Here is a 21,302-nt window from a genome sequence, read left to right on the forward strand (position 1 = left end):
CCTACACGGGCTAGGCTTTGGGCATAAATTCGGGATGTCTCCATGGAGGGACGGCAAGCCTCGATGGCGAGGTGCTCGATGCAGTGGGCCACGCCCTGGTGCCACGAAAGATCCTGCAGGCTCAAGCCCATGCCCTACCCCCGGGTTAACCCGTCGAAGTGATTGTTTTGCCAGTGATTGTTTTCATACTTGCACCACCCTTCGCAAATGTCACTCGCCCGCGGAAGGGTCGGGCCCAGCGAGACGGATTGCCCATGAAGATCGAAGTGGTACAGACGACAACCCGCGACGGCGACACCGCCCACAACCTGCGCGGCATCCTCGAGGCCCTGGCCCGGTGCGCGCCGGACACCGACATCCTGCTGTTCCCCGAGTCGCACCTGACCGGTTTTCTCACGGCGGATGACGTCGGCATGCTGTCCGCAGCCATCGATGGCGATGCAGTGCAGGCCGTGGTCGCGGCGGCGCGCCAGCGCAATGTCGCGGTGGTGCTGGGGCTGTACGAGAACGCCGCCGGCACCTTCTACAACACCACCCTGTTCATCGCCCCCGAGGGCATCCTGCTCACCTACCGCAAGACCCACCTGTGGGTGCCGGAGCATGGCATCGTGGTGCCGGGCGACCGCTTCGCCACCGTCGAATGGCGCGGCGTGCGCCTGGGCCTGTTGATCTGCTACGACAGCGAATTCCCCGAGACGGCGCGGGCGCTGAAGGTGCTCGGCGCGCAGCTGATGCTGATCACCGACGGCCTGGCCGAACCGGAGGACCATGTGCACCGGGTGTCGGTGATGGCCCGGGCGATGGAGAACCAGGTGTTCGCCGTGGTCGCCAACCGCGTCGGCGATGGGCCGGATGGCTGTGTGTTCGTCGGCGCGAGCCTGGCGGTGGATCCATATGGCCGGACACTGTTCGAGGCCGGGCGCGGCGAGTCACGGCACAGCGTGACCCTGGACCTGTCGTTGATCGACAAGGCCCGGGCCTTCCATGACTACAGCGCCAACCAGCGCATCAGGCTGCCCGGCGAGCCTGTCGAGCATGCCAATGGGCTGCGGGAGCTGATCATCGGCTGACAGCCGGACGCCTCAGCGCTTGCCCAGCAGCGCCTGGCGCTCCCGCCAGATCTCCTGCACGAAGGGGTCGGTCACGCCATACAGGCCGTGCCCGCGGCGGATGATGAGGTTGGCGGCGAGCAGGTCGTTGGCCACAGGCTGGATCTCCTCCACGCGAACCTCGCGCCCCAGAAACTTCGAATACTCCCCCGCCGCTTCGCTGGAGAACACCCCGCGCGTCTCGCCGTCCACCGAGGCGATGCGGGCGAAGATCGCCTGAGCCAGCACGCCCAGCTCCTCGACCTTCATCAGTTCAAGATCCGCCGCCGCCGAACGCAAGGTGGCCGCGATCACCGGCAGCACATCGTCCGGCCCGGAGCCCAGGGTGGGCGTGTGCATCAGCTGGCGCAGGGCGCGGATGAACTCCTCGGGCCGGCTGCCCAGGGTCTTGAACGCCTCGGTCGCCACCTCCAGCGTGGGCAGGTTGTCGAGACCGTCCGCGGCGAGCCGCTCGAGCCAGAACGCGACATAGTCACTGCCCAACAGCGGGTAGGGCACGTTGGTCGCACCGACGAACGCCTGGTTACGCCGCGCGGTCAGCTCGTTGACCATCGCCCGGTGCGAGCCGGTGCCGATGAACAGGAAGTGGCCCGCGGGTGCGGGCCGAGGGTTGATGGCATCGCGCGCGGCTTTCAGCGCCAGCATCATCTGCTGGCCGTCTTCGGTGGTGATGGCGTGCTGCACTTCGTCGACGATCAGCACCACGTTCGCCTTGGCCTGGTCCACCACCTCGGTCAGGGCCAAGGCGAGCGTCACGCCGCCCTCTTCGCCCAGGGTGTCCAGATTGAAACCGAACTTGAAACCGGCCAGCTCCACCCCGGCGCCACGCAGGGCCTTGAGCCGCCGCATGAACGACGAAGCCGGGCTCTGCAGATCGAGCAGGGCCTTGCGCACGGCGGCGTGCACCAGCTTTACCGGGCTGGTCTGGGTGTCGCTCCACAGATCGACATAGATCACCAGCGCGCCCTTGGCTTCCAGCGCGGGGATCAGGTCATTCTTGAGGAAGGTGGTCTTGCCCGTGCGCCGCAGGCCAGACAGGAACAACCCGGACCGCAGGCCGATATCCAGCGCCGAGGGTTCGAGCAGCTGCCTGGCCATGTCGGCCGCCAGTTCCGGGCGCAGGAAGATATCTGCCATCGGTTTATCCATAATTATGGGATATCAATAATTATTGGCAGGGAATAATTCAATGTAAAGCCATTGTTGGCCAGGCGGTCCTGGCGTGGCTCAAGCCCCACGCCTGCTGGCGATGCCCTTGACCACCAGATACAGCAGCGGCCCGAGCGAAACGAACACCAGCGTCAGCGCCAGATAGGGCAACACGCCAGGCAACGACCCGCCGCGTGTGCGGTTGTCACGGACCATCCAGATACAGCCCAGCCCCGCCATCACATACAGGTCGAACACAACCTGTGCGGTATCGGGTCGAGACATCAGCTCGCGACCAAAGGCAATCAGCGATTGCTCGGCGTTCGCCATGGTCCAGCCGGTATACGACGCGAAGATCAGCAACACCGGTAACGCCATCCATTCGATTCTCATAGGACTCCACATCACTCGTTGATTTGTCAGGAACCTGCGGGAGCGGGCTTGCCCGCAATGCAAGCACTGCGCTGCCTGGCACCCGTGTCGCGCGTGAACCCGCTCCCACGTCTTCACCGCAGCACCTGGGTGATCGGCCTCGGCACAGTAGTGATAGAGTCGTCCCCGCCTCAATGACCTCACAGGTCATGGACGCTTCACCCAAGGACAGCCAGAGTCGAAGCATGAGCCCTCACCCCTTTCATCCCACGCATCCGCCCGCCGCCACCCATGCCGGGGAACATCTGCGCCGCCTGCGGCGCCAGGCCGGGCTCAGCCAGCTCGACCTGGCATTGCTGGCCGGCCTGTCGCAACGCCACCTGAGCTGCGTGGAAACCGGCCGCGCCAAGGCCAGCCCGAGCACCCTGCATGCCTTGCTCGGCGCGCTGGACGTGCCACTGGATCACTGCAACGAGGTGTTCCTCGCCGCCGGCTACGCGCCACGCTATGCAGCTTCGGCGCCAGACGCCCCGGCGCTGAAAATGGTGCACGACGCGGTGGCGCACATCCTGCGGGCCAACAACCCCGCACCCGCCATCGTCATCACCGGCGACTGGGACATCACCACGGCCAATGCCAGTGCCGGGTTGCTGTTCGCCATGGCCGGCATACCGGCAGGCAGCACGCAAGGCCTCAACCTGCTGGACACGCTGCTGCGCCCGGGCGGGTTGGGGGATCATCTGGTCAATGCCCAAGAGATACGCGCGATCGCCTGGCAACGGGCGACCAGGGAAGCGGCGACCAATCCAGCGCTTGCGCACCGGCTGCAAGGCTTGCCCGTCGCGCCCGCCTTGCCGCCGGACACGCCCTTGTCACCGGTGGTGCTGACCCGTGTGCGCACGGGTGACGGCGAGCTGCGCTTCCTGTCCACCTTCACCACCTTCGGCATGCCGCTGGATATCACGGTGGCTTCGCTGCGCATCGAGCATCTGGTTCCCGCCGACAATCAAACGTGGCGCACGATGACGGCGGCCTACGACGAGTGGCTGGCGCGCAATACAGAGCCTGGGTGAGTGCCAGGCGATGCCAGTGATAATGGCGCATGGCCACAACCGCTCTTCCCCCGGCATCGCTCAACCGCTAAGCTCCTGCGCGCCGGCGCCTCGAGCGCTGGAATACAAAGGACGACCGAACCGCTCAGGAGCAACCATGACGTATTTCAAAGCCACCGCCGCCGCCATCGCCTTCGCTTCGCTGGTGGGCTGTGCGACCAACCGTTCCGAGGTGGACGTGAGCGGCCCGGCCCCGCAGGCCGCGGCGCCCGGCCAAGGGCAGCAGGTGTACATCAGCGCGGTGGACGAGCGCGTGTTCCAGATCAACCCGCGCAGCGCCGATATTCCTTCGCTGAAGAACGATGAAATCCACGACACCCGCATCACTGAACGAGCCATCGGGCGCAAGCGCAACGGCTTCGGCAAAGGGCTGGGCGATGTGGTACTGCCGTCGGGGCGCACCGTGTCGCAACTGGTGGGCAACGCGGTTGCAGCCGCCTACCAGCAGGCTGGCTACCAGGTCGTGAGCACGCCCTCGCCAAGTGCCGCAGCGGTGAACGTGCACATCATCGAGTACTGGTCCTGGTTCTCCCCCGGCGCCTTCACCGTGGCCGTCAACAACAAGGCCCGCCTGAAGATCGAACACCCGGATGCGGCGCCCCTGGAGATCGTCACCAGCGCGCGCGACAGCATGCAAATGGCAACGGACAGTGACTGGAAGACCATCAACGAACAAGGCCTGAACGCCATCGTCACCGAGACCGGCAAGCAACTGGGCAAAGCCCGGCCATAAGCACCACGCCCGTGGCGGCCTTCGGTGACAGGCCGCCATGGGTAGCGTGAAAGCCATCAGGCTTCGGCCACCCGCCCTCCTGTCGAGCCGCCGTCGATCACCATCCCCTCCCGCATCTTTTGCGCATCCCGGCTGAAGCAGCGCGACGCCGCCAGCAGAAACACCATGGTCAGCAGCAGTGCCACGGGGATCAGGTACATCGCGTCATGCAGCCCCTGGGCCTTGAACGCCTCGCTCATCGCCAGCTCGCCCGCCGCCTGCATGGCCGCCACGGCGAAGTGGTCCGACAGCCCGCCGACCACCACCGGCCCCAGCCCGCCGCCGAGCAGGTACAGCCCGGCGAAGAACAGCGCCATCGCCGTGGCCCGCAGGCGTGGTTGCACCACGTCCTGGATGGCGGTGTACACACAGGTGTAGAAGTTGTACGAGAACAGCCAGCCGATCCCGAAGACCGCCACGAACACCCCCAGCTCGACGCGCCCGGCATGCAGCGCCCAGGCGGTGCACAGGGTGGCCGTCAGCATGCTCAGCGCGGCGAAGATCAGGCGACCGTTGGCAAAGCGCTGGTGCACCTTGTCGGCCACCCAGCCGCCGAGGGTCAGGCCCACCAGGCCACTCAGGCCGACGATCATCCCGGTGGCGACCGCTGCATCGTGCAGGGGCAGCGCGAAGTAACGCTGCAGCATCGGCACCATGAACGAATTGCAGGCGTACGTGGCGAAGTTGAAGGTCAGCCCCGCCAGCACCAGCCAGGCGAAGGTAGGCACACTCAGCACCCGGCGCAGCGGGCGGTCCAGCGGGGCCTGGGAGATGGCCACCGACTCCGCGGCGCCGCGCGCGGGCTCGCGGATCATGAAGATGAGCAGCGCCAGCAGCATGCCGGGCACGGCGGCGATGAAGAACGGCGCGCGCCAGCTGCCGAACGCCTCGACCATGGCGCCGATGGTGAAGAAGGCCAGCAACAGGCCTAGCGGCAGGCCGAGCATGAAGATGCCCATCGCCCGCGCCCGCCGCCCAGCGGGGAACAGGTCGCCGATCAGCGAGTTGGCGGCCGGCGCATAGCTCGCCTCGCCGATGCCCACGCCCATGCGCACCAGCAGGAAGCTCCAGAAACTGCCGACCATGCCGTTCACGGCCGTCAGCCCGCTCCACACCACCAGCCCCCAGCCCATGAGGCGGCTGCGCGAGCCGGTGTCGGCCAGGCGCGCCAGCGGCACCCCGGCGATGGCGTAGACCAAGGTGAAGGCGGTACCGATGATGCCGATCTGGAAGTCGCTCAGGTGCCATTCCAGGCGGATCGGCTCGATGACGATGGCGGGGATGGTGCGGTCGAAGAAGTTGAACAGGTTGGCCAGGAACAACAGGAACAGGATGCGCCAGGCGTTGGACGCTTGGGTGGCGGTGGGCATAGTCGGGATCCCTCGTTGTTTTCGTTAGGGGCTTCCAGCACGCCAGACGGAATCTAGAGGGGGAATGGGGAAGGCGTCTGCCAACATTGATCGCGTTGATATCGAGTGATGGCCGAAGCCGCGCGCACGCTGGCAAACGCCACGGCCAGGCGGGCCGGCTCGGCCGCCTGAATCCGGCTTCAGTCGACCTGCTCGCCGCGAAAACGTCGCAGCTCCTCGCCGGTCACCAGGCGATCAGCGTTCGTGTCAGCCAGCATCAGCAGCGCCACCGCCGCGTCCGCGAACTCCTGCTCGGTGACCTTGCCGTCGCGGTTGCCATCCCACTGCACCAGCGTGCCCTGCGCAATGGAGGCCAGCGTTTCGGCCGGAATGGCCACCCCCGATCCGGCCTCGGCGACGATGTTGGCCGCGATCTCGTCGACCCGGACGATGCCGTTCCCGTCAGCATCGATGACCCGGAACATCGCCGGGGCCGCGGCGCGCGCTTCGGCTTCGGAAAGCGCGCCATCGCCGTTGCTGTCCTGCGCGCGGAAGAGGTCGTCGACATCGGCCGCCAGCGCCGGGCAGGCCAGAAACCCGAGCAGCAGGCCGGTGGAGATCGGGCGAATGAGCGTGCGCATGGGCAGACGTCCTGTCGGAGTTCAAGGCAAAGCCAGCACCGTAACCGCGGCGCGATCCCGTATCCATAGCCCGAATGTGCTAGGCGGCGCTCAGCTCAACTGAGCGATCAACACCGCGTTGGTGTAGATCAGGCTGCCGTCGCTGGCCCGATGCCCGACCAGGTGGAACTGGCCACGCTCATCGTCGCTCAGGTACACGCGCAGGCGGCAGTCGGCCAAGGGGCCGTAGCCCTCGGGCAGGACCAGGTTCAAGGTTTCCATGTCGACCTCCACCATCGCCTCGCGCTCGTGGCTCTGCTGCAGGCGCTCTTCGGCCTGCTCCAGCGCCGTATGGGTCGGGCCCTGGATGTCGAAGTGAATATCACCCACCGGGGTGGACCTGCGCTCGCCGTCACCTTTGCACCAGCCTTCGATTGTCAGCGTACTCATGGCGAATCCCTCATGAAGCGGACCGTTTTCGATCCTTGCTGAAGGTGTTGACTCGCCCCTGGCGCAGATCGTTCAGGTTTTCCTGGCCTCGGCGGACAGCACGATCCCTCGCCCGGCTTCAGCGTCCCCGCTGGCGCCGCGTTCGAGCAGGTAGCGCGCCGGCGGCTTGCCCATGGCCTTGCGGAACATGGTGACGAAGCCACTGGCACTTTCGTAGCCCAGCGCCAGCGCCACGGCCTGCACGCTCTCGCCGTGGGTCAGGCGCTGCAATGAGAGGATCACGTGCAGCTGCCGTCGCCAGCGGCCGAAACTCATGCCGACCTCCTGCAGCAACAACCGGCTCATGTTGCGCTCGCTCATACCGATGCGCCTGGCCCATTCACCGATCGGCGCATTGCTGGCCGGGTCGGCGAGCAGCATTTGCGTCAGCTGGCGCAGCCTGCGGTCGTTCGGCATGGGCAGGTGCAGGTCCTCGACGGGGGCGGCGCACAGCTCGTCCAGCAGCGTGGCGATCAACCGCGCCTCGGGCCCCTGCTCGGCATACAGCGGCTCGAACCCGCTTGCCTTGAGCAGCAGCTCGCGCAGCAGCGGCGATACCGCCAGCGTGCAGCACGTGGTCGGCAGATGCTCGACCGCCTCGGGTTCGACGAACAGGCAGTGGCACTCGGTTTCGCCCGAGCCCCGGGTCGAATGCAGCAGGCCACCGGGGATCCACACCGCGCACTGCGGCGGCACGATCCACACGCCGGTGTCCACCTCGCAGTCGAGCATGCCGCGCACCGTGTAGATCAACTGCGCCTTGCGATGGCGATGCGGCGCGAGCTCCCAGTCCTGGCCCACCCTGGCCGCGCTCAACGCGATGACCTGACGGGGAATGCCATCGACATCCCAGGTGCTGGTCAGGTGCTCGGTGGTCATGGGTTCCATGGTGCGGGTCCTTGGCGAACTCTTGGCCGAAATGAAAAACAGAATGACAAGATTTCGCAATGACGTCCATGAGCTGCCTCGCTATCGTGCATCCAAGTCGCCAAGGCCCTGTTCACGCAAGGGGATGGCGCATCAGCCAACACAGAGGACGACATCAATGCTTTTGGATTCCACTTATTTTCCGCTGGTCTGGATGGATAGCGGTGCTGCCATCGATACCCGGGACCAGGGTTTCGAAGCCTTCGAAGCGCTACTGGCAGGTGCTGAACCTTTCGTTCTGCTGGACGGTGAACGGGCCAAGCAGAAAGAACACGAGCACACCCATGAAGAACAGAAACAGCTGGCACTCTGGATGAAGCGCCACAAGGCCGCATTGCGCGCCTGGGTCAGGGGGCAGATCCTCATCGAGCCGGATACCGGCAAACAGGAGGCCGCCCAGTTGTTCGCCCCCAAGTTCGAAGCCTTCTGGGGCTATCCCCTGTATGTCGTCGCCAGCCGGGAAGAAGCCTTCAAGGTAGCGAACCAGCTGCTGGCAAAGTGAATCCGGGGAGGAATCTTCATGGGTCTGGTTGCAATCAACACCGTTGAGATCATTCCGGCCAACGGTTCGGCAGCCGCGCTCCAGGTGAAACTGGAAGGCTTGCTGGAGGTGTTGAATCGTACCTCGGGTTGTGTGGCGTACAGCCTGAAGCACGCGGTCTCATCGGATGAACGATGGATCATTACCGGCCACTGGGATTGCGTCGAGCGGATGACCGCGCACTTCCATCTGCAGTGCCTGAGCGTGCTGTTCGATCTGGTCGCCGAACGGCGGGTGACGGGGCTCTGTTTCAGAAGGTTCATGGCCTCGTCCCAATGAGCGATCAGGTCGTGCCATGGCAGCCCTTCGCCAACGCCGCCTCCATCTCCCGCGCCTGAACCCGCAGTACCTGGCAGAACGGCTCCAGCACCGCCGAGGCTGGTCGGTGCTCCGGGCGGATCAGCATCACCTGGTAGGGCACCGAGATACGCAGCCTGCGAATCGGCAACCCACCCTGCCCCGCCTCCAGCCCGCTCAGCGGGTTGATGATCGCCACGCCCAGCCCTTGTCGGACCATCGCGCACACCGAGGCCGCGCTGGTGGTCTCGATGACCGTGCGCCGGTTCACCCCGGCCTCGCGAAAGTGCTGGTCGAGCTGTTGCCGGTAGCGGTCCAGGCTGGCCAGGTTGATGAAATCGATCTCGTGAAAATCCTGCAGTTCGAGCACCGTCCTGGCCTGCAACGGATGCCCCTCGGGCAGCACGCAGACCATGTCGGCGCTGAACAGCGGCTCCCCGACCGCGCCGCGCGGCACCTGCCCGGTTTCGGTCAGGCCCAGGTCATGCTGCTGGGCGACCAGCGACTCTTCCAGCAGCGGCGACTCCTGGGCGGCGATGCTCACGCTCACGCCCGGGTGTAGCTGGTGGAAGCGCTGGCAAGCCCTGGGCAGCAAGGTTTGCGAGAACAGCGGCAGGCAGGTGATGGCCAGCCGGCCCTGCTCGAAGTTGCGGATGGCCTGGGCGAAGCGGTCGATGCGCTCCAGGCCGACGAAGGCGCGCTCGACCTCTTCAATCAGCAACAAGGCCTGCGCCGTGGGCACCAGGCGCCCGCCTTCGCGCTCGAACAGGTTCAAACCGCTGACTTGCTCCATGCGCGCGAGCTCGCGGCTGACGGTGGGCTGCGAGGTGAACAGCAAACGGGCCGCACCGGTGACGCTGCCGGCGGCCATGATGGCGCGGAACACTTCGATATGGCGGATGGTGAGTTTCATGGGGCTATGCAGGATCTCTGAGGGCTCGTAGCTCATTGTGGGAGCGGGTCTACCCGCGAACACCGGCAACGCCGGTGCCATCCAGCGTGTCGCCTGCTCGCGGGTAAACCCGCTCCCACAGGGCTCGCGCAGATATATCAAATATGAATCGACTAGGGAAAAATAGCTATTTTTCTGGATCAGGCAACTCCCTCACCATCGGTGTATCCACTACAAGGAACACCACCATGACCACCACCCTCCTGGCCGACGCCGTGCGCCAGCACGGCTCCCCGTTGTGGGCGTACGACGCCCAGACCATCCAGCAGCGCATCGACCAGCTCAAGCAGCACTTCGATACGGTCCGTTTCGCGCAGAAGGCCAACCCCAACCTGCACGTCCTGCGCCTGATGCGCGAGCGCGGCCTGGTGCTCGACGCCGTGTCGCTGGGTGAGATGGAGCGGGCCTTCGCGGCGGGCGCGACGGTGGACGGCGACCCGGCCGGCGTGGTGCTGACCTGCGACGTGCTCGACCAGCCCACCCTGACCCGAGCAGTCGAGACGAAGATCGAGGTCAATGCCGGCTCCATCGACATGCTCCGCCAGCTGGGCGAGCGCTCTCCCGGGCATCGGGTATGGCTGCGCATCAACCCCGGCTTCGGCCACGGCCATAGTCGCAAGACCAACACCGGTGGCGAAAACAGCAAGCACGGCATCTGGCACGAGCAACTGCCCGAGGCGCTGGCTTGCGTGAAACAGCACGGCCTGCACCTGGTGGGCGTGCACATGCATATCGGCTCCGGCGTGGACTACCAGCACCTGGAGCAGGTGGCTGGCGCGATGGTCGGGCTGATCGGCCAACTGGGCGTGGACATAGAGGCCTTCTCCATCGGTGGCGGGCTGTCCACGCCTTACCGTGGCGACGACCAGCCGGTGGACCTGCAACGCTACGCCCGCACCTGGGCAGTGGCGCGGGCTGAGATCGAAGCCATGCTCGGCCATCCCGTGCGCATGGAGATCGAGCCGGGGCGTTTCCTGGTGGCGGAGTCGGGGTGCCTGGTGACCGAGGTGCGCGCCGTCAAGCAGATGGGCGACAGGCACTACATCCTGGTCGACGCCGGCTTCAATGACCTGATGCGCCCGGCGATGTACGGTGCCTATCACCGCATGAGCCTGTTCGATGCCGTGGGCCGTCCCGTGAGCCGCCCGCTGCAACCGACCGTGGTGGCCGGGCCGCTGTGCGAGTCGGGGGATGTGTTCACCCAGAACGACGAGGAGCTGACACCGCAGCAACTGCCAGAGGCCAAGGTAGGTGACCTGCTGGTAATTCACGATGCGGGGGCTTACGGGGCGTCGATGTCGTCGAACTACAACAGCCGCCCGTTGCTGCCTGAGTTTCTGATCGAACAGGGCAACCTGCGCATGATCCGCCGACGCCAGACCGTACAGGAGCTTCTGGCACTGGAGCTGGGTGTATAAAGCCCAGCTTTGCCTGTGGGAGCGGCCTTGCGTCGCGAAAGGGGCGCGCAGCGGCCCCAGATTCCGAGCCACCATCGAAATTGCTGGGGGCTGCTTTGCAGCCCTTTCCGACCGGTCCGACGCCTCGGCAAGGCCGCTCCCGCAGGGGAACAGTTCCCTGCGCGACAGCGCAGCCCGGAAGGGCTGTGTGATCTCCTACAGGGCCGGCGTCACCAGTCGATACCCCACTCCCGCCTCGGTGATAATGAACCGTGGCGCCATCGGATCATCCCCCAGCTTCTGCCTCAGGTGGCCCACCACAATGCGCAGATAGTGGGTATCGTCGACATGGGTCGGGCCCCAGATGTCCTTGAGCAACTGCTGCTGGGTGATCACCCGCCCCGGATGCCCGGCCAGTTGCGCCAGCAACGCATACTCTTTGCGCGTCAGCGCCACCTCGGCCCCGTCCAGCGTCACCTTGCGAAAGGCGAAATCCACCACCAGCGGTCCGAAGCTCGCCGCCGATGACAGCGTGCCAGCCTGCGGCGCCTGGCGCAGCAGCGCCCGCACCCGGGCGAGGAACTCCTGGATGCCGAACGGCTTGGTCACGTAGTCGTTGGCCCCGCCATCCAGCGCATCGACCTTCTGCACTTCGCTGGCGCGCACCGACAGCACCATCACCGGCACCGCGCTCCATTCACGCAGCTCACGCAGCACCTGCTGGCCGTCCATGTCCGGCAGGCCGAGGTCGAGCACCACCAGGTCGGGCTTGTTCAGTGCGGCCTGGCTCAACCCTTCCGTGCCGGTGGCGGCCTCGATCACCTTGTAGCCCTGGGATACCAGGCTGATGCGCAGGAACTTGCGGATCTGCGGTTCGTCGTCGATGACCAGCAGGGTGGCGGCTTGGCTCATGGGGCTTCACTTTCGCTATCGGGTTGGGTCGGCAGCGGCAAGCATAGAGTGATGCAGGTGCCCTGGCCATCGATGCCGTCACTGACCAGGATGCGCCCGCCATGGGCGCCGATCATGCCTTGGCAGATCGCCAGGCCAAGGCCGGTGCCCTGCCCGCCGCGGTCGCCACGGGCGGCGGTGTAGAACATGTCGAAGATCTTTTCGCGCTCGTCCTGGGGAATGCCGGGGCCCTCGTCGGCAACGGCGAAGCACAGTTGCTCATCGCGCACCGAGACTTGCAGCTCCAGCCGACCATTGGCCGGGGAGAAACGGGCGGCGTTTTCCAGCACATTGATCAGCGCCTGCTCGATCAACGCCGCATGCACGAACAGCAACGGCAGCTCGGGCGGGACCTCGGTGTGCACACGCAAGGGCGCCAGCACCACGCGCAGGCGATTGAGGGCACTGCCGACGATATCGGCCGGGGCCACCCAGTCGCGGGCCAGCTTCAACGTGCCGTGACCGAGGCGGGTCATGTCCAGCAGGTTCTGGATATAGCGGTCCAGGCGCTCGGCTTCGTTGCGGGTACCTTCGAGCAGCTCGCGACGATCATCCGGGGGGATGGCGTCGCCCAGGGCCAGCAGGCTGTCGATGCTGCCGCGCATCGAGGTCAACGGTGTGCGCAGGTCGTGGGATACCGAGGCGAGCAAGGCGCTGCGCAGTTGCTCGGTTTCACCGTGCAGGCGGGCGGCCTCCAGCTGCTCGCCCAGGCGGGCGCGGGCCAGGGCCTGGGCCAGGGGCTGGGCAAGCGCCATCAGCAGGCGGCGGCGTTGCGCGCTCAGTGGTTCGCCATCGCGTGGACGTATGCCGAGCAGCGCGAGGGGTTGGTCTTCCACCGCCAGCGGCCACCACCACCAGCGGCCGTGGGGCAAGGTGTCGCTGCCGAAGCCTGCGGCCTGGCCATGCTGCCAGGCCCACTCGGCGGCGGCGCGTTCATTGTCGGTGAAGGCATGGGTGCCGCCACTGGCGATTTGCAGCAGGCCGTCGGCGCTGCGCTCCATCAGGCATACCTGCACGTCCTGCCAGCCATCCATATGCTGGCCGGCGGCGCTGAACACGGCCTGGCGGTCGGTGGCCACGGTCAGGCGGCGCGACAGGTCGAGCAACTGGTTGGTCTGCGCCTGGGTTTCGCGCAGGGCCTGCAACTGGCGACGCTGGCGAGCGGCAAGGTTGCCGGTAAGCGCGGCCATCAGCAGGAAGAACACCAATGTCAGCACGTCCTCTTCCCGCTGGATGGCGAAGGAGAAGTTCGGCGGGATGAACAGGAAGTCGTAGGTCAGGAACGACAACGCCGCGCAGGCCAGCGCCGGGCCCAGGCTGCTGCGTACCGCCACCAGCAGCACGGCGGCGAGGAACACCAGGGAGATGTTGGGCAGCGCCAGCATGCTCGACACCGCCCAGGCCAGGCCGGTAGCCAGCATCGTGGCGAACAGCGCCAGCAGGTAGTGACGCCATACCCACACGCGCTTGACCGCCGCCCGGGCCGGTTGCGGCTGGGCGTCGCGATCGAGCACGTTGATTTCCAGGCCGTGGCTTTCGCGCAGCAGGCGCGCGGCGACGCCCGCTCCGAAGAGGCGCCGGCGCAGCAGGTCGCGGGACTGGCCCACCAGCACCAGGCTGGCGCGACGCTCGGCGGCATGCTGGATCAGCGTGCGCGCCACCTCGCCTGCGCGCAGCAGCACCACTTCGCCACCAAGGCGCTCGGCCAACTGCTGGGCGGCCTGCAGACGGTGGCGAGCGGTTTCGTCGCGCAAGCGGCCGTTATCCACGTGTACCGCGCTCCAGGGCAGGTGGCGGCGCTGGGCGACGCGGCTGGCATGGCGCACCAGACGCTCGGCCTGGTCGTCGCCATCGATGCCCACCAACAACCGCCCGCGCAGGGCCGGTGCTTCCTGGCCGCGCTGGCGGTAGCCGCTGGCGAGGTCCGCATCGACCTGGGCGGCGGCGGTATGCATGGCCAGCTCGCGCAGGGCGGTGAGGTTGGTCTGGGAGAAATAAGCCTCGATGGCAGCCCGCGCCTGCTCGGGCACGTACACCTTGCCTTCGCGCAGGCGCTCGAGCAGCTCGCGCGGCGGCAGGTCGATCAGCACCAGCTCGAAGGCTTCCTGCAGCACCCAGTCGGGTAGCGTCTCGCGCACCTGCACGCCGGTGATGTCGCGGACCTTGTCATTGAGGCTTTCCAGGTGCTGGACGTTGACCGTGGTGTACACGTCGATGCCGGCGGCAAGCAGCTCCTGCACATCCTGCCAGCGCTTGGCGTGGCGGCTGCCGGGGGCGTTGGTGTGGGCCAGCTCGTCGACCAGCACCAACGGCGGCGCGGCCTTGAGCAGGCCGTCGAGGTCCATTTCCTCCAGCTTCACGCCGCGGTACTCGCTACGCAGCAGCGGTTGCTGGGTCAGGCCGCCGAGCAGGGCCTCGGTTTCGGCGCGGCCGTGGGTCTCGACCACCCCGGCCACCACCTGCACGCCCTGACGCTGCTGGGCGTGGGCGGCCTGCAGCATGGCGAACGTCTTGCCGACCCCGGGCGCGGCGCCAAGAAATACCTTGAGCCGGCCCCGGCCTTCGCGGGGCAGGCCCGCCAACAGCGCGTCGGCGCGGGCGGAGTCATTCATGTTTCATCCTTTGCTTGTTCACGGTCACTGTGGGAGCGGCCTTGTATCGCGAAAGGGCCGCAAAGCGGCCCCAGGATTTCAGCGGTGGCGCTACGATTGCCGGGGCTGCTGCGCAGCCCTTACCGCGACGCAAGGCCGCTCCCACAGGTGATTGTTCACCCTCAGTGCACGGCCATCGGCGCCAGACGCTCCAGCGCCTGGTTAAGCGCCAGCACATTCACCACCGGCGGCCCGACCAGTGGACGCAGGGTGGCGTCATTCACCAGCGCTTGCAAGCGCTCTTGCGCGACCTGCCGTGCAGCCGCCACACGCGGCAGCTGGTAAGCGATGGCCTCAGGCGGCAGGTGCGGATCCAGGCCACTGCCGGAGGTGGTCAGCAGGGCCTGGGGGACCGGCCCCAGCTGCGCCTGGTATTGCGCGGCGGCATCGCCCTTGACCCGCTCGGCCAGCGCCGGGTTGCTCGGCGACAGGTTGCTCGCGCCGCTGGCCACGGTGGCATAGGCCGCCGCCGAAGGCCGCGACTGGAACCAGCCCTCACCCTTGAACTCCTGGGCGATCAGGGCCGAGCCACGCACCTCGCCGCGGTCGTCGCGCACCAGGCTGCCATTGGCTTGGTCAGGGAAGGCGACCTGGGCAATGCCGGTCACCGCCAGGGGGTACAGCGCGCCGGTGACCACGGTCATCAGCAGGACCAGGCTCAGGGCCGGACGTACATAGGCACTCATGTCATTCACTCCTTCAAACCAGGTGCAGCGCGTTGAGCAGCATGTCGATCAGCTTGATCCCGGCGAACGGCACGACAATGCCGCCCAGGCCGTAGATCAGCAGGTTGCGCCGCAGCAGGTGGGCGGCGCTGGCGGCCTGCACCCGCACCCCGCGCAGGGCCAGGGGAATCAGCACGATGATGATCAGTGCGTTGAACACGATCGCCGAGAGGATCGCGCTCTGCGGGCTGGCCAGGTGCATCAGGTTGAGCACGCCCAGTTGCGGGTAGATGGCGGCGAACAGCGCCGGCAGGATGGCGAAGTACTTGGCCACGTCGTTGGCGATGGAGAAAGTGGTCAGCGCGCCGCGGGTCACCAGCAGCTCCTTGCCCACCTGCACCACGTCCAGCAGCTTGGTCGGGTCGCTGTCCAGGTCGACCATGTTGGCGGCCTCGCGGGCGGCCTGGGTGCCGTCGTTCATGGCCATGCCCACGTCGGCCTGGGCCAGGGCCGGGGCGTCGTTGGCGCCGTCGCCGCACATGGCGACCAGACGGCCGTCGTTCTGCTCCTGGCGGATGCGCGCCAGCTTCTTCTCCGGGGTGGCTTCGGCGAGCACGTCGTCCACGCCCGCCTCGGCGGCAATGGCGGCGGCGGTCAGCGGGTTGTCGCCGGTGACCATCACGGTGCGGATGCCGAGCTTGCGCAGTTCGGCGAAACGCTCGCGGATGCCGGGCTTGACCACGTCCTTGAGGTGGATCACGCCGAGCAGGCGCTTGTCGACGCACACCAGCAGCGGCGTGCCACCGCTCTGGGCGATGCGCTCGACTTCACGGGCCAGCGCGGCGGGCAGCTCCAGGCGTTGCAGGCCGCAGAAGGACAGGACCGCGTCGACGGCACCCTTGCGGTAGCGGTGCTGCTGGAAGTCGATGCCCGACAGGCGGGTTTCGGCGCTGAAGGCGATGGCCTCGTACTGATCGGCCGCTGGCTCGGCGAAATCATGCAGCTGGCGCAGGTACTCGACGATCGACTTGCCCTCGGCGGTGTCGTCGGCCAGGGAGGCGAGCAACGCCCCCTCCCCCAGTTCCCTGGCGGTTACGCCCGAGGCGGCATGCAGGGCGCTGCAGCGACGGTTGCCGAAGGTGATGGTGCCGGTCTTGTCGAGCATCAGGGTGTGCACGTCACCGGCCGCCTCCACCGCACGGCCGGAACGGGCGATCACGTTCAGCCGCACCAGGCGGTCCATGCCGGCGATACCGATGGCCGAGAGCAGGCCACCGATGGTGGTCGGGATCAGCGTCACCAGCAGCGCGGCGAGGAAGATCAACGGCAGGTCGCCACCGGCGAAGTGGGCGAACGGCTGCAGGGTCACCACCACGATCAGGAAGATCAGGGTGAGGCCGATCAGCAGGATGTCCAGGGCGATTTCGTTGGGGGTCTTCTGCCGCTTGGCGCCTTCGACCAGGGCGATCATGCGGTCCAGGGTCGACTCGCCCGGGTTGCTGGTGATGCGGATCAGCAGCCAGTCGGAGACCAGGCGGGTGTTGCCGGTGACGGCCGAGCGGTCGCCGCCGGACTCGCGGATCACCGGGGCGGATTCGCCGGTAATGGCCGCCTCGTTGACGGCGGCGATGCCTTCGAGCACCTCGCCGTCACCGGGGATCAGCTCGCCGGCCACCACCCGTACCACATCATGCTTGCGCAGTTGGGTGGCGGCGACGGACTCGAACGCGCCATCGCTCTTGCGGCGCTTGGCGATCAGGCCCTGGGTGCCAGCCTTGAGGCTGTCGGCACGAGCCTTGCCACGGCCCTCCGCCAGCGCTTCGGCAAAGTTGGCGAACAGCACGGTGAACCACAGCCACAGGGCGATCTGCACCGCCACGCCGGTGCTCACTCCGCTGCCGGGAGCGAAGCACAGCAGGGTGGTCAGCACGGCGGTGAGGGCCACCACCAGCATCACCGGGGCGCGCTTGAGCTGACGCGGGTCGAGCTTGACGAAAGCCTGGACCAGGGCCGGGCGCCACAACGCGCTGAAGCGAGTCTGGTCCTTGGCGCCATGGCGCGCTTTCACTTCGGGAAGGGGCATGTTCATCATCGATTCCTCAGAAACCCAGGCTCAAGTGTTCGGCGATCGGCCCAAGGGCCAAGGTCGGCAGGAAGGTCAGGCCGCCGACCAGCAGGATGGTCACCAGCAGCAGCGTGGTGAACAGCGGGCCATGGGTGGGGAAGCTGTTGAGGCCTTGCGGTGCGCTTTTCTTCGCCGCCAGGCTGCCGGCCAGGGCCAGTACCGGCAGGATGTAGCCGAAGCGGCCGATCAGCATGGCCAGGCCGATCATCACGTTGTGGAACGGCGTGTTGGCGCCGAAGCCGGCGAAGGCCGAACCGTTGTTGGCGGTGCCGGAGGTGTAGGCGTACAGCAGCTGGCTGAAGCCGTGGGCACCGGGGTTGGTGACCGCGCCGGCCGGCCCGGGCAGGCTGGCCGCGATGGCGCCGAGAATCAGCACGCCGACCGGCATCACCAGCAGGGTCGCCACCAGCAGTTGCACTTCACGGGCCTGCAGCTTCTTGCCCAGGTATTCCGGGGTGCGGCCGATCATCAGGCCGGCCAGGAACACAGCGATCAGGACGAACAGCAACATGCCATACAGGCCTGCGCCCACGCCGCCGAAGATCACCTCGCCGACCATCATATTGACCATCGCCACCATGCCGGTGAGCGGGTTGAGGCTGTCGTGCATGGCGTTGACCGAGCCGTTGGAGGCGGCGGTGGTGGTCACCGTCCACAGCACCGAAGCGGTGGTGCCGAAGCGGCTCTCCTTGCCTTCCAGCGGCGCGCTCTGTTGCACCTGCGCGCTTTCCAGGGCCGGGTTGGGTTGATGCTCCGACCACAGCGCGGTGCTGCCGCCGATCAGGAACAGCGCCAGCATGCAGGCGATGATCGCGCGGCTCTGGCGCAGGTCCTTGACGTAGTGACCGAAGGTGAACACCAGCGCCACCGGGATCAGGATGATCGAGGCCACCTCGAACAGGTTACTCCAGGCCGTGGGGTTCTCGAACGGGTGCGCCGAGTTGACGCCGAAGAAGCCGCCGCCGTTGGTGCCCAGCTGCTTGATGGCGATCTGGCTGGCGGCCGGGCCCAGCGGGATGGTCTGGTCGGCGCCTTGCAGGGTCACGGCATGGGCGTAGTCGGCGAAGGTCTGCGGCACGCCCTGCCACACCAGCAGCAGCGCCAGCAGCAGGCACAGCGGCAGCAGGCCATAGAGGGTGGCGCGGGTCAGGTCGACCCAGAAGTTGCCCAGGGTGCTGGCCGAACGACGGGCGATGCCCCGGCACAGGGCGACCAGCACGGCAAGGCCGGTGGCGGCACTGACGAAGTTCTGCACGGTGAGGCCGAGCATCTGGCTCAGGTAGCTGACCGAGGCCTCGCCGCTGTAGGCCTGCCAGTTGGTGTTGGTCATGAAGCTGACCGCGGTGTTGAACGCCAGCGACCACTCCTGACCCGGCAGATGCTGCGGGTTGAGCGGCAGGCTGCCTTGCAGCAGCAGCACGCCGAACACCATCAGGAAACCGACCAGGTTGAAGGCCAGCAGGGCCAGGGTGTACTGCTTCCAGTTCTGCTCCTGGTCGGCGTTCACCCCGGACAGGCGATAACAGCCCCGCTCCACCGGGCCGAGCAGCGGCGACAGCCAGGTACGCTGGCCCTCCATCACCTTGTAGTAGAAGCGCCCGAGCCAGGGCGCCGGCAGCAGCACGATGGCGAAGAACGCCAGCAGCAACAGGTAGTCGTAACTGTGCATGGCCGCCCCTTAGCTGCGATCGGCGCGCAGCAGCGCCACCAGCAGGTAAACCGCCAACGCCACTGCCGATAGCAGTGACAACCCGTCGAGCATGTACATGAGTGAAACTCCCCTGGTTGCGGCGAGAGGGCCGCTTTGGGGAAATTGTCCGAGGGAGGGGCGTAAAGGGGCGAGATCGGGGGTGGTGTCAGGGCATAAAGAAAGCGTAAAAGATCAGATACACCAGATCGCTGCACGGGCCCATTCGCGGGTAAACCCGCGAAGAGGCCCGAAGGTCAACGTTGCGGCGTGTGCTGCGTGGAGTTGCGGCTCCAGTCCAGCAGCAGGCTGTAGCCCACCGCCAGCAAGGTCGGCCCGATGAACAGCCCGATGAACCCGAAGGCGATCAGGCCACCGAACACGCCGAGCAGCACGATCACCAGCGGCAGATTGCCGCCGCGGCTGATCAGGTACGGCTTGAGCACGTTGTCCACGCCGCTGATGACGAAAGTGCCCCAGATGCCGAGGAACACCGCCATGCCGTACTCACCCTCCCACACCAGCCACCCGGTGGCCGGTATCCAGGCCAGCGGCGGCCCCATGGGAATCAGGCTGAGCATGAAGGTCACCAGGCCCAGGACGATGGCCCCTGGCACCCCGGCGATCAGGAAGCCGATCAACGCCAGCAGGGCCTGCGCCGCCGCGGTGCCGATCACGCCATTGACCACCCGTTGCACGGTCGCGGCCACCAGGTCGATGTAGTAATCGGCGCGGTCATCCACCAGACGGTGCAGCAGACGGTGGACGAAGGCCGCCAGGCGCGGGCCGTCACGGTAGAAGAAGAACACGAACACCAGGCTCAGGGAGAGCTCCAGGACCCCGCTGCCGATCTGCGCGCTGCGCGCCAGCAACCAGTTGCCGACCTGGCCGAAGTACGGCTTGGCCGAGGCCAGCAAGGCGGCGCCCTGCTGGTCGAGCGACTCCCACCAGCCGACCAGGCGCTCGCCCACGAAGGGAATGCCCGCCACCCAGGCCGGCGCGTCGGGCAGGCCATCGACCTGCACGTCGCGAATGAAGGTGGTGGCATCGCGAACATGGTCGGCCAGGTTGAACCCCAGCCACACCAGCGGCAGCGCCACGATCAGGATCCAGGCCGTGGTCAGCAGGCTGGCGGCGAGGGTCTCGCGCCCACCCAGCACCCGGGTCAGCAGGCGCATCAGCGGCCAGCTGGCGAAGGCCAGGATGGCGCCCCAGAGCAGCGCCGAGATGAACGGCGCCATCACCCACAACGCGGCGCCCAGTAGCGCCAGCAGCAGGATCTGGATCAACAGGCGGTCATTGTTGGCCATGCTGGCCCTCACTCAACGGATCAGTTCCAGGTGCAGGCCTTCGGTCGGCGCGCTGCCCACTTCCAGCCGGCTGCTGCGTACGCCGGCCTTGACCAGCTGTTCGCGCCAGGCTTCGGCGCCCTCGCCGCTCAGGCTGGCACGCAGGGTGCTGTCGAGGTTGAGGCTGCGGGCCAGCAGGGTCGCCCAGGTGGCCTGGGGCTGGGCAAGGTCAGGGTAGTCGAGCTTGCCGGTGTCGCGCAGCTCACGCAGCACCGTGGCGGCGGTGGGCAGCAGTTCGCCCAGCGGGCTGGCGGCGACGAACTCTTCCACATGCAGGTAGGCGCGGCGGTTGCCACGGGTCACGCTGTACAGCGCGACCAGGGTGTCGGCTTCCTCGGCGGAGCGACGCAGGAGGATGAACGCCTGCTGTTCGTCACCACCATTGAGGCGGGCATTGGCGAACACGTCGTTGGCCCACAGGCTGGCTTCGCCGCAGTCGCGGCCCTGGCACCAGAACAGCGGGTAGCCGCCATCCTGCTGCAATGCCTCGCGGGCGCTGGTGAAGGCTTCGCGGGCACTGCGCTCGACGGGCAGTTCGTAGGTGATGGAGCTGACCTGGCCGCGGCTCTCGACCTTGTCGTCGACCCGCAACCGACCACTGATCTTGCGCAGCGGGCCCATGGGGTAGATGCGCTCCTGCTCGACGGCGGGGCGCTGGTCGACGACCTTGGCATCGACCGGGACCGGCAGGTCACCGGCCCACAGCACCGGACTGGCGAAGGCGAAGCAGGCAGCGATGGCGACGCGTGCGTGAACGGATACGCTCATCGGCAGCCCTCTTGGCTGCG

Annotated in this window: 21 protein-coding genes; 6 read left to right on the top strand and 15 right to left on the bottom strand. The window is 66.9% G+C overall.

Going from position 1 to position 21,302, the window contains the following annotated elements:
* Positions 1 to 254 precede the first annotated feature (254 nt).
* Positions 255 to 1,070 (top strand): carbon-nitrogen hydrolase family protein, encoded by an 816-nt coding sequence (locus N7422_RS14055; RefSeq protein ID WP_279807089.1) that lies wholly within the window; start codon positions 255 to 257, stop codon positions 1,068 to 1,070.
* A gap of 12 nt (positions 1,071 to 1,082) precedes the next feature.
* Here N7422_RS14055 and N7422_RS14060 read toward each other — a convergent pair whose 3' ends face one another.
* Together N7422_RS14060 and N7422_RS14065 are read right to left on the bottom strand one after the other, a co-directional pair.
* A complete protein-coding gene (locus N7422_RS14060; protein WP_279807090.1) occupies positions 1,083 to 2,246 on the bottom strand; it encodes an ATP-binding protein in 1,164 nt (387 codons plus the stop codon).
* Between the two features lie 90 nt (positions 2,247 to 2,336).
* Complete coding sequence (locus N7422_RS14065; protein ID WP_279807091.1) at positions 2,337 to 2,651, bottom strand: DUF2834 domain-containing protein; 315 nt, start codon at positions 2,649 to 2,651, stop codon at positions 2,337 to 2,339.
* A 224-nt stretch (positions 2,652 to 2,875) separates the two neighbouring features.
* Between N7422_RS14065 and N7422_RS14070 the strand changes: the two genes are divergently transcribed.
* On the top strand, positions 2,876 to 3,703 hold the full coding sequence (locus N7422_RS14070) for a helix-turn-helix domain-containing protein (RefSeq protein WP_279807092.1): 828 nt from the start codon (positions 2,876 to 2,878) through the stop codon (positions 3,701 to 3,703).
* Positions 3,704 to 3,839: 136 nt separating this feature from the next.
* Positions 3,840 to 4,475 (top strand): flagellar biosynthesis protein, encoded by a 636-nt coding sequence (locus N7422_RS14075; RefSeq protein WP_279807093.1) that lies wholly within the window; start codon positions 3,840 to 3,842, stop codon positions 4,473 to 4,475.
* A 56-nt stretch (positions 4,476 to 4,531) separates the two neighbouring features.
* Here N7422_RS14075 and N7422_RS14080 read toward each other — a convergent pair whose 3' ends face one another.
* From N7422_RS14080 to N7422_RS14095, 4 genes are all read right to left on the bottom strand, one after another.
* A complete protein-coding gene (locus N7422_RS14080) occupies positions 4,532 to 5,884 on the bottom strand; it encodes an MFS transporter (protein WP_279807094.1) in 1,353 nt (450 codons plus the stop codon).
* Positions 5,885 to 6,063: 179 nt separating this feature from the next.
* Positions 6,064 to 6,504: an EF-hand domain-containing protein gene (locus tag N7422_RS14085; RefSeq protein WP_279807095.1), complete on the bottom strand. Its 441-nt coding sequence runs from the start codon at positions 6,502 to 6,504 to the stop codon at positions 6,064 to 6,066.
* Positions 6,505 to 6,594: 90 nt separating this feature from the next.
* Complete coding sequence (locus N7422_RS14090) at positions 6,595 to 6,933, bottom strand: hypothetical protein (RefSeq protein ID WP_279807096.1); 339 nt, start codon at positions 6,931 to 6,933, stop codon at positions 6,595 to 6,597.
* Positions 6,934 to 7,005: 72 nt separating this feature from the next.
* Positions 7,006 to 7,860: a helix-turn-helix transcriptional regulator gene (locus N7422_RS14095; protein ID WP_279807097.1), complete on the bottom strand. Its 855-nt coding sequence runs from the start codon at positions 7,858 to 7,860 to the stop codon at positions 7,006 to 7,008.
* Here N7422_RS14095 and N7422_RS14100 point away from each other — a divergent pair.
* Positions 7,850 to 8,401 carry a hypothetical protein gene (locus tag N7422_RS14100; protein WP_279807098.1) on the top strand — a complete coding sequence of 184 codons (552 nt, stop codon included), beginning with the start codon at positions 7,850 to 7,852 and terminating at the stop codon, positions 8,399 to 8,401. The genes N7422_RS14095 and N7422_RS14100 overlap by 11 nt on opposite strands.
* An 18-nt stretch (positions 8,402 to 8,419) precedes the next feature.
* Positions 8,420 to 8,719 (top strand): hypothetical protein, encoded by a 300-nt coding sequence (locus N7422_RS14105; RefSeq protein ID WP_279807099.1) that lies wholly within the window; start codon positions 8,420 to 8,422, stop codon positions 8,717 to 8,719.
* A 4-nt stretch (positions 8,720 to 8,723) separates the two neighbouring features.
* Here the strand turns inward: N7422_RS14105 and N7422_RS14110 are convergent, their stop codons facing one another.
* Complete coding sequence (locus N7422_RS14110; RefSeq protein ID WP_279807100.1) at positions 8,724 to 9,650, bottom strand: LysR family transcriptional regulator; 927 nt, start codon at positions 9,648 to 9,650, stop codon at positions 8,724 to 8,726.
* A gap of 227 nt (positions 9,651 to 9,877) precedes the next feature.
* Between N7422_RS14110 and lysA the strand changes: the two genes are divergently transcribed.
* The gene (gene lysA / locus N7422_RS14115) at positions 9,878 to 11,107 is read left to right on the top strand and encodes a diaminopimelate decarboxylase (protein ID WP_279807101.1); all 1,230 of its coding nucleotides are present in this window, start codon (positions 9,878 to 9,880) and stop codon (positions 11,105 to 11,107) included.
* Between the two features lie 195 nt (positions 11,108 to 11,302).
* Here the strand turns inward: lysA and N7422_RS14120 are convergent, their stop codons facing one another.
* The 8 genes from N7422_RS14120 to N7422_RS14155 form a co-directional block, all read right to left on the bottom strand.
* A complete protein-coding gene (locus N7422_RS14120) occupies positions 11,303 to 11,998 on the bottom strand; it encodes a response regulator (protein WP_279807102.1) in 696 nt (231 codons plus the stop codon).
* Positions 11,995 to 14,649 (bottom strand): sensor histidine kinase KdpD, encoded by a 2,655-nt coding sequence (locus N7422_RS14125; RefSeq protein WP_279807103.1) that lies wholly within the window; start codon positions 14,647 to 14,649, stop codon positions 11,995 to 11,997. The genes N7422_RS14120 and N7422_RS14125 overlap by 4 nt, the downstream gene beginning before the upstream one ends.
* 161 nt (positions 14,650 to 14,810) lie before the next feature.
* Positions 14,811 to 15,374 (bottom strand): potassium-transporting ATPase subunit KdpC, encoded by a 564-nt coding sequence (gene kdpC / locus N7422_RS14130; RefSeq protein WP_279807104.1) that lies wholly within the window; start codon positions 15,372 to 15,374, stop codon positions 14,811 to 14,813.
* A gap of 13 nt (positions 15,375 to 15,387) precedes the next feature.
* Positions 15,388 to 17,442: a potassium-transporting ATPase subunit KdpB gene (kdpB, locus tag N7422_RS14135; protein ID WP_279807105.1), complete on the bottom strand. Its 2,055-nt coding sequence runs from the start codon at positions 17,440 to 17,442 to the stop codon at positions 15,388 to 15,390.
* Positions 17,443 to 17,452: 10 nt separating this feature from the next.
* On the bottom strand, positions 17,453 to 19,147 hold the full coding sequence (kdpA, locus tag N7422_RS14140; protein WP_279807106.1) for a potassium-transporting ATPase subunit KdpA: 1,695 nt from the start codon (positions 19,145 to 19,147) through the stop codon (positions 17,453 to 17,455).
* A 9-nt stretch (positions 19,148 to 19,156) separates the two neighbouring features.
* Positions 19,157 to 19,246, bottom strand: coding sequence for a K(+)-transporting ATPase subunit F (gene kdpF, locus N7422_RS14145; RefSeq protein WP_279807107.1), 90 nt, complete (start codon positions 19,244 to 19,246; stop codon positions 19,157 to 19,159).
* A gap of 176 nt (positions 19,247 to 19,422) precedes the next feature.
* Complete coding sequence (locus N7422_RS14150) at positions 19,423 to 20,475, bottom strand: AI-2E family transporter (RefSeq protein WP_279807108.1); 1,053 nt, start codon at positions 20,473 to 20,475, stop codon at positions 19,423 to 19,425.
* 12 nt (positions 20,476 to 20,487) lie between these two features.
* Positions 20,488 to 21,282 (bottom strand): DUF4892 domain-containing protein, encoded by a 795-nt coding sequence (locus N7422_RS14155; protein WP_279807109.1) that lies wholly within the window; start codon positions 21,280 to 21,282, stop codon positions 20,488 to 20,490.
* Between the last annotated feature and the right edge of the window lie 20 nt (positions 21,283 to 21,302).

Source organism: Pseudomonas sp. GD04091 (assembly GCF_029836165.1).
In the GTDB taxonomy this organism is placed as follows: Bacteria; Pseudomonadota; Gammaproteobacteria; order Pseudomonadales; family Pseudomonadaceae; genus Aquipseudomonas.

What these genes read in the sequence shown, in the direction of transcription:
- N7422_RS14055 (WP_279807089.1), top strand. Translation starts at nt 255, where the DNA reads ATGAAGATCGAAGTGGTACAGACGACAACCCGCGACGGCGACACCGCC.
- N7422_RS14060 (WP_279807090.1), bottom strand. Translation starts at nt 2,246, where the DNA reads ATGGCAGATATCTTCCTGCGCCCGGAACTGGCGGCCGACATGGCCAGG.
- N7422_RS14065 (WP_279807091.1), bottom strand. Translation starts at nt 2,651, where the DNA reads ATGAGAATCGAATGGATGGCGTTACCGGTGTTGCTGATCTTCGCGTCG.
- N7422_RS14070 (WP_279807092.1), top strand. Translation starts at nt 2,876, where the DNA reads ATGAGCCCTCACCCCTTTCATCCCACGCATCCGCCCGCCGCCACCCAT.
- N7422_RS14075 (WP_279807093.1), top strand. Translation starts at nt 3,840, where the DNA reads ATGACGTATTTCAAAGCCACCGCCGCCGCCATCGCCTTCGCTTCGCTG.
- N7422_RS14080 (WP_279807094.1), bottom strand. Translation starts at nt 5,884, where the DNA reads ATGCCCACCGCCACCCAAGCGTCCAACGCCTGGCGCATCCTGTTCCTG.
- N7422_RS14085 (WP_279807095.1), bottom strand. Translation starts at nt 6,504, where the DNA reads ATGCGCACGCTCATTCGCCCGATCTCCACCGGCCTGCTGCTCGGGTTT.
- N7422_RS14090 (WP_279807096.1), bottom strand. Translation starts at nt 6,933, where the DNA reads ATGAGTACGCTGACAATCGAAGGCTGGTGCAAAGGTGACGGCGAGCGC.
- N7422_RS14100 (WP_279807098.1), top strand. Translation starts at nt 7,850, where the DNA reads ATGGGTTCCATGGTGCGGGTCCTTGGCGAACTCTTGGCCGAAATGAAA.
- N7422_RS14095 (WP_279807097.1), bottom strand. Translation starts at nt 7,860, where the DNA reads ATGGAACCCATGACCACCGAGCACCTGACCAGCACCTGGGATGTCGAT.
- N7422_RS14105 (WP_279807099.1), top strand. Translation starts at nt 8,420, where the DNA reads ATGGGTCTGGTTGCAATCAACACCGTTGAGATCATTCCGGCCAACGGT.
- N7422_RS14110 (WP_279807100.1), bottom strand. Translation starts at nt 9,650, where the DNA reads ATGAAACTCACCATCCGCCATATCGAAGTGTTCCGCGCCATCATGGCC.
- lysA (WP_279807101.1), top strand. Translation starts at nt 9,878, where the DNA reads ATGACCACCACCCTCCTGGCCGACGCCGTGCGCCAGCACGGCTCCCCG.
- N7422_RS14120 (WP_279807102.1), bottom strand. Translation starts at nt 11,998, where the DNA reads ATGAGCCAAGCCGCCACCCTGCTGGTCATCGACGACGAACCGCAGATC.
- N7422_RS14125 (WP_279807103.1), bottom strand. Translation starts at nt 14,649, where the DNA reads ATGAATGACTCCGCCCGCGCCGACGCGCTGTTGGCGGGCCTGCCCCGC.
- kdpC (WP_279807104.1), bottom strand. Translation starts at nt 15,374, where the DNA reads ATGAGTGCCTATGTACGTCCGGCCCTGAGCCTGGTCCTGCTGATGACC.
- kdpB (WP_279807105.1), bottom strand. Translation starts at nt 17,442, where the DNA reads ATGAACATGCCCCTTCCCGAAGTGAAAGCGCGCCATGGCGCCAAGGAC.
- kdpA (WP_279807106.1), bottom strand. Translation starts at nt 19,147, where the DNA reads ATGCACAGTTACGACTACCTGTTGCTGCTGGCGTTCTTCGCCATCGTG.
- kdpF (WP_279807107.1), bottom strand. Translation starts at nt 19,246, where the DNA reads ATGTACATGCTCGACGGGTTGTCACTGCTATCGGCAGTGGCGTTGGCG.
- N7422_RS14150 (WP_279807108.1), bottom strand. Translation starts at nt 20,475, where the DNA reads ATGGCCAACAATGACCGCCTGTTGATCCAGATCCTGCTGCTGGCGCTA.
- N7422_RS14155 (WP_279807109.1), bottom strand. Translation starts at nt 21,282, where the DNA reads ATGAGCGTATCCGTTCACGCACGCGTCGCCATCGCTGCCTGCTTCGCC.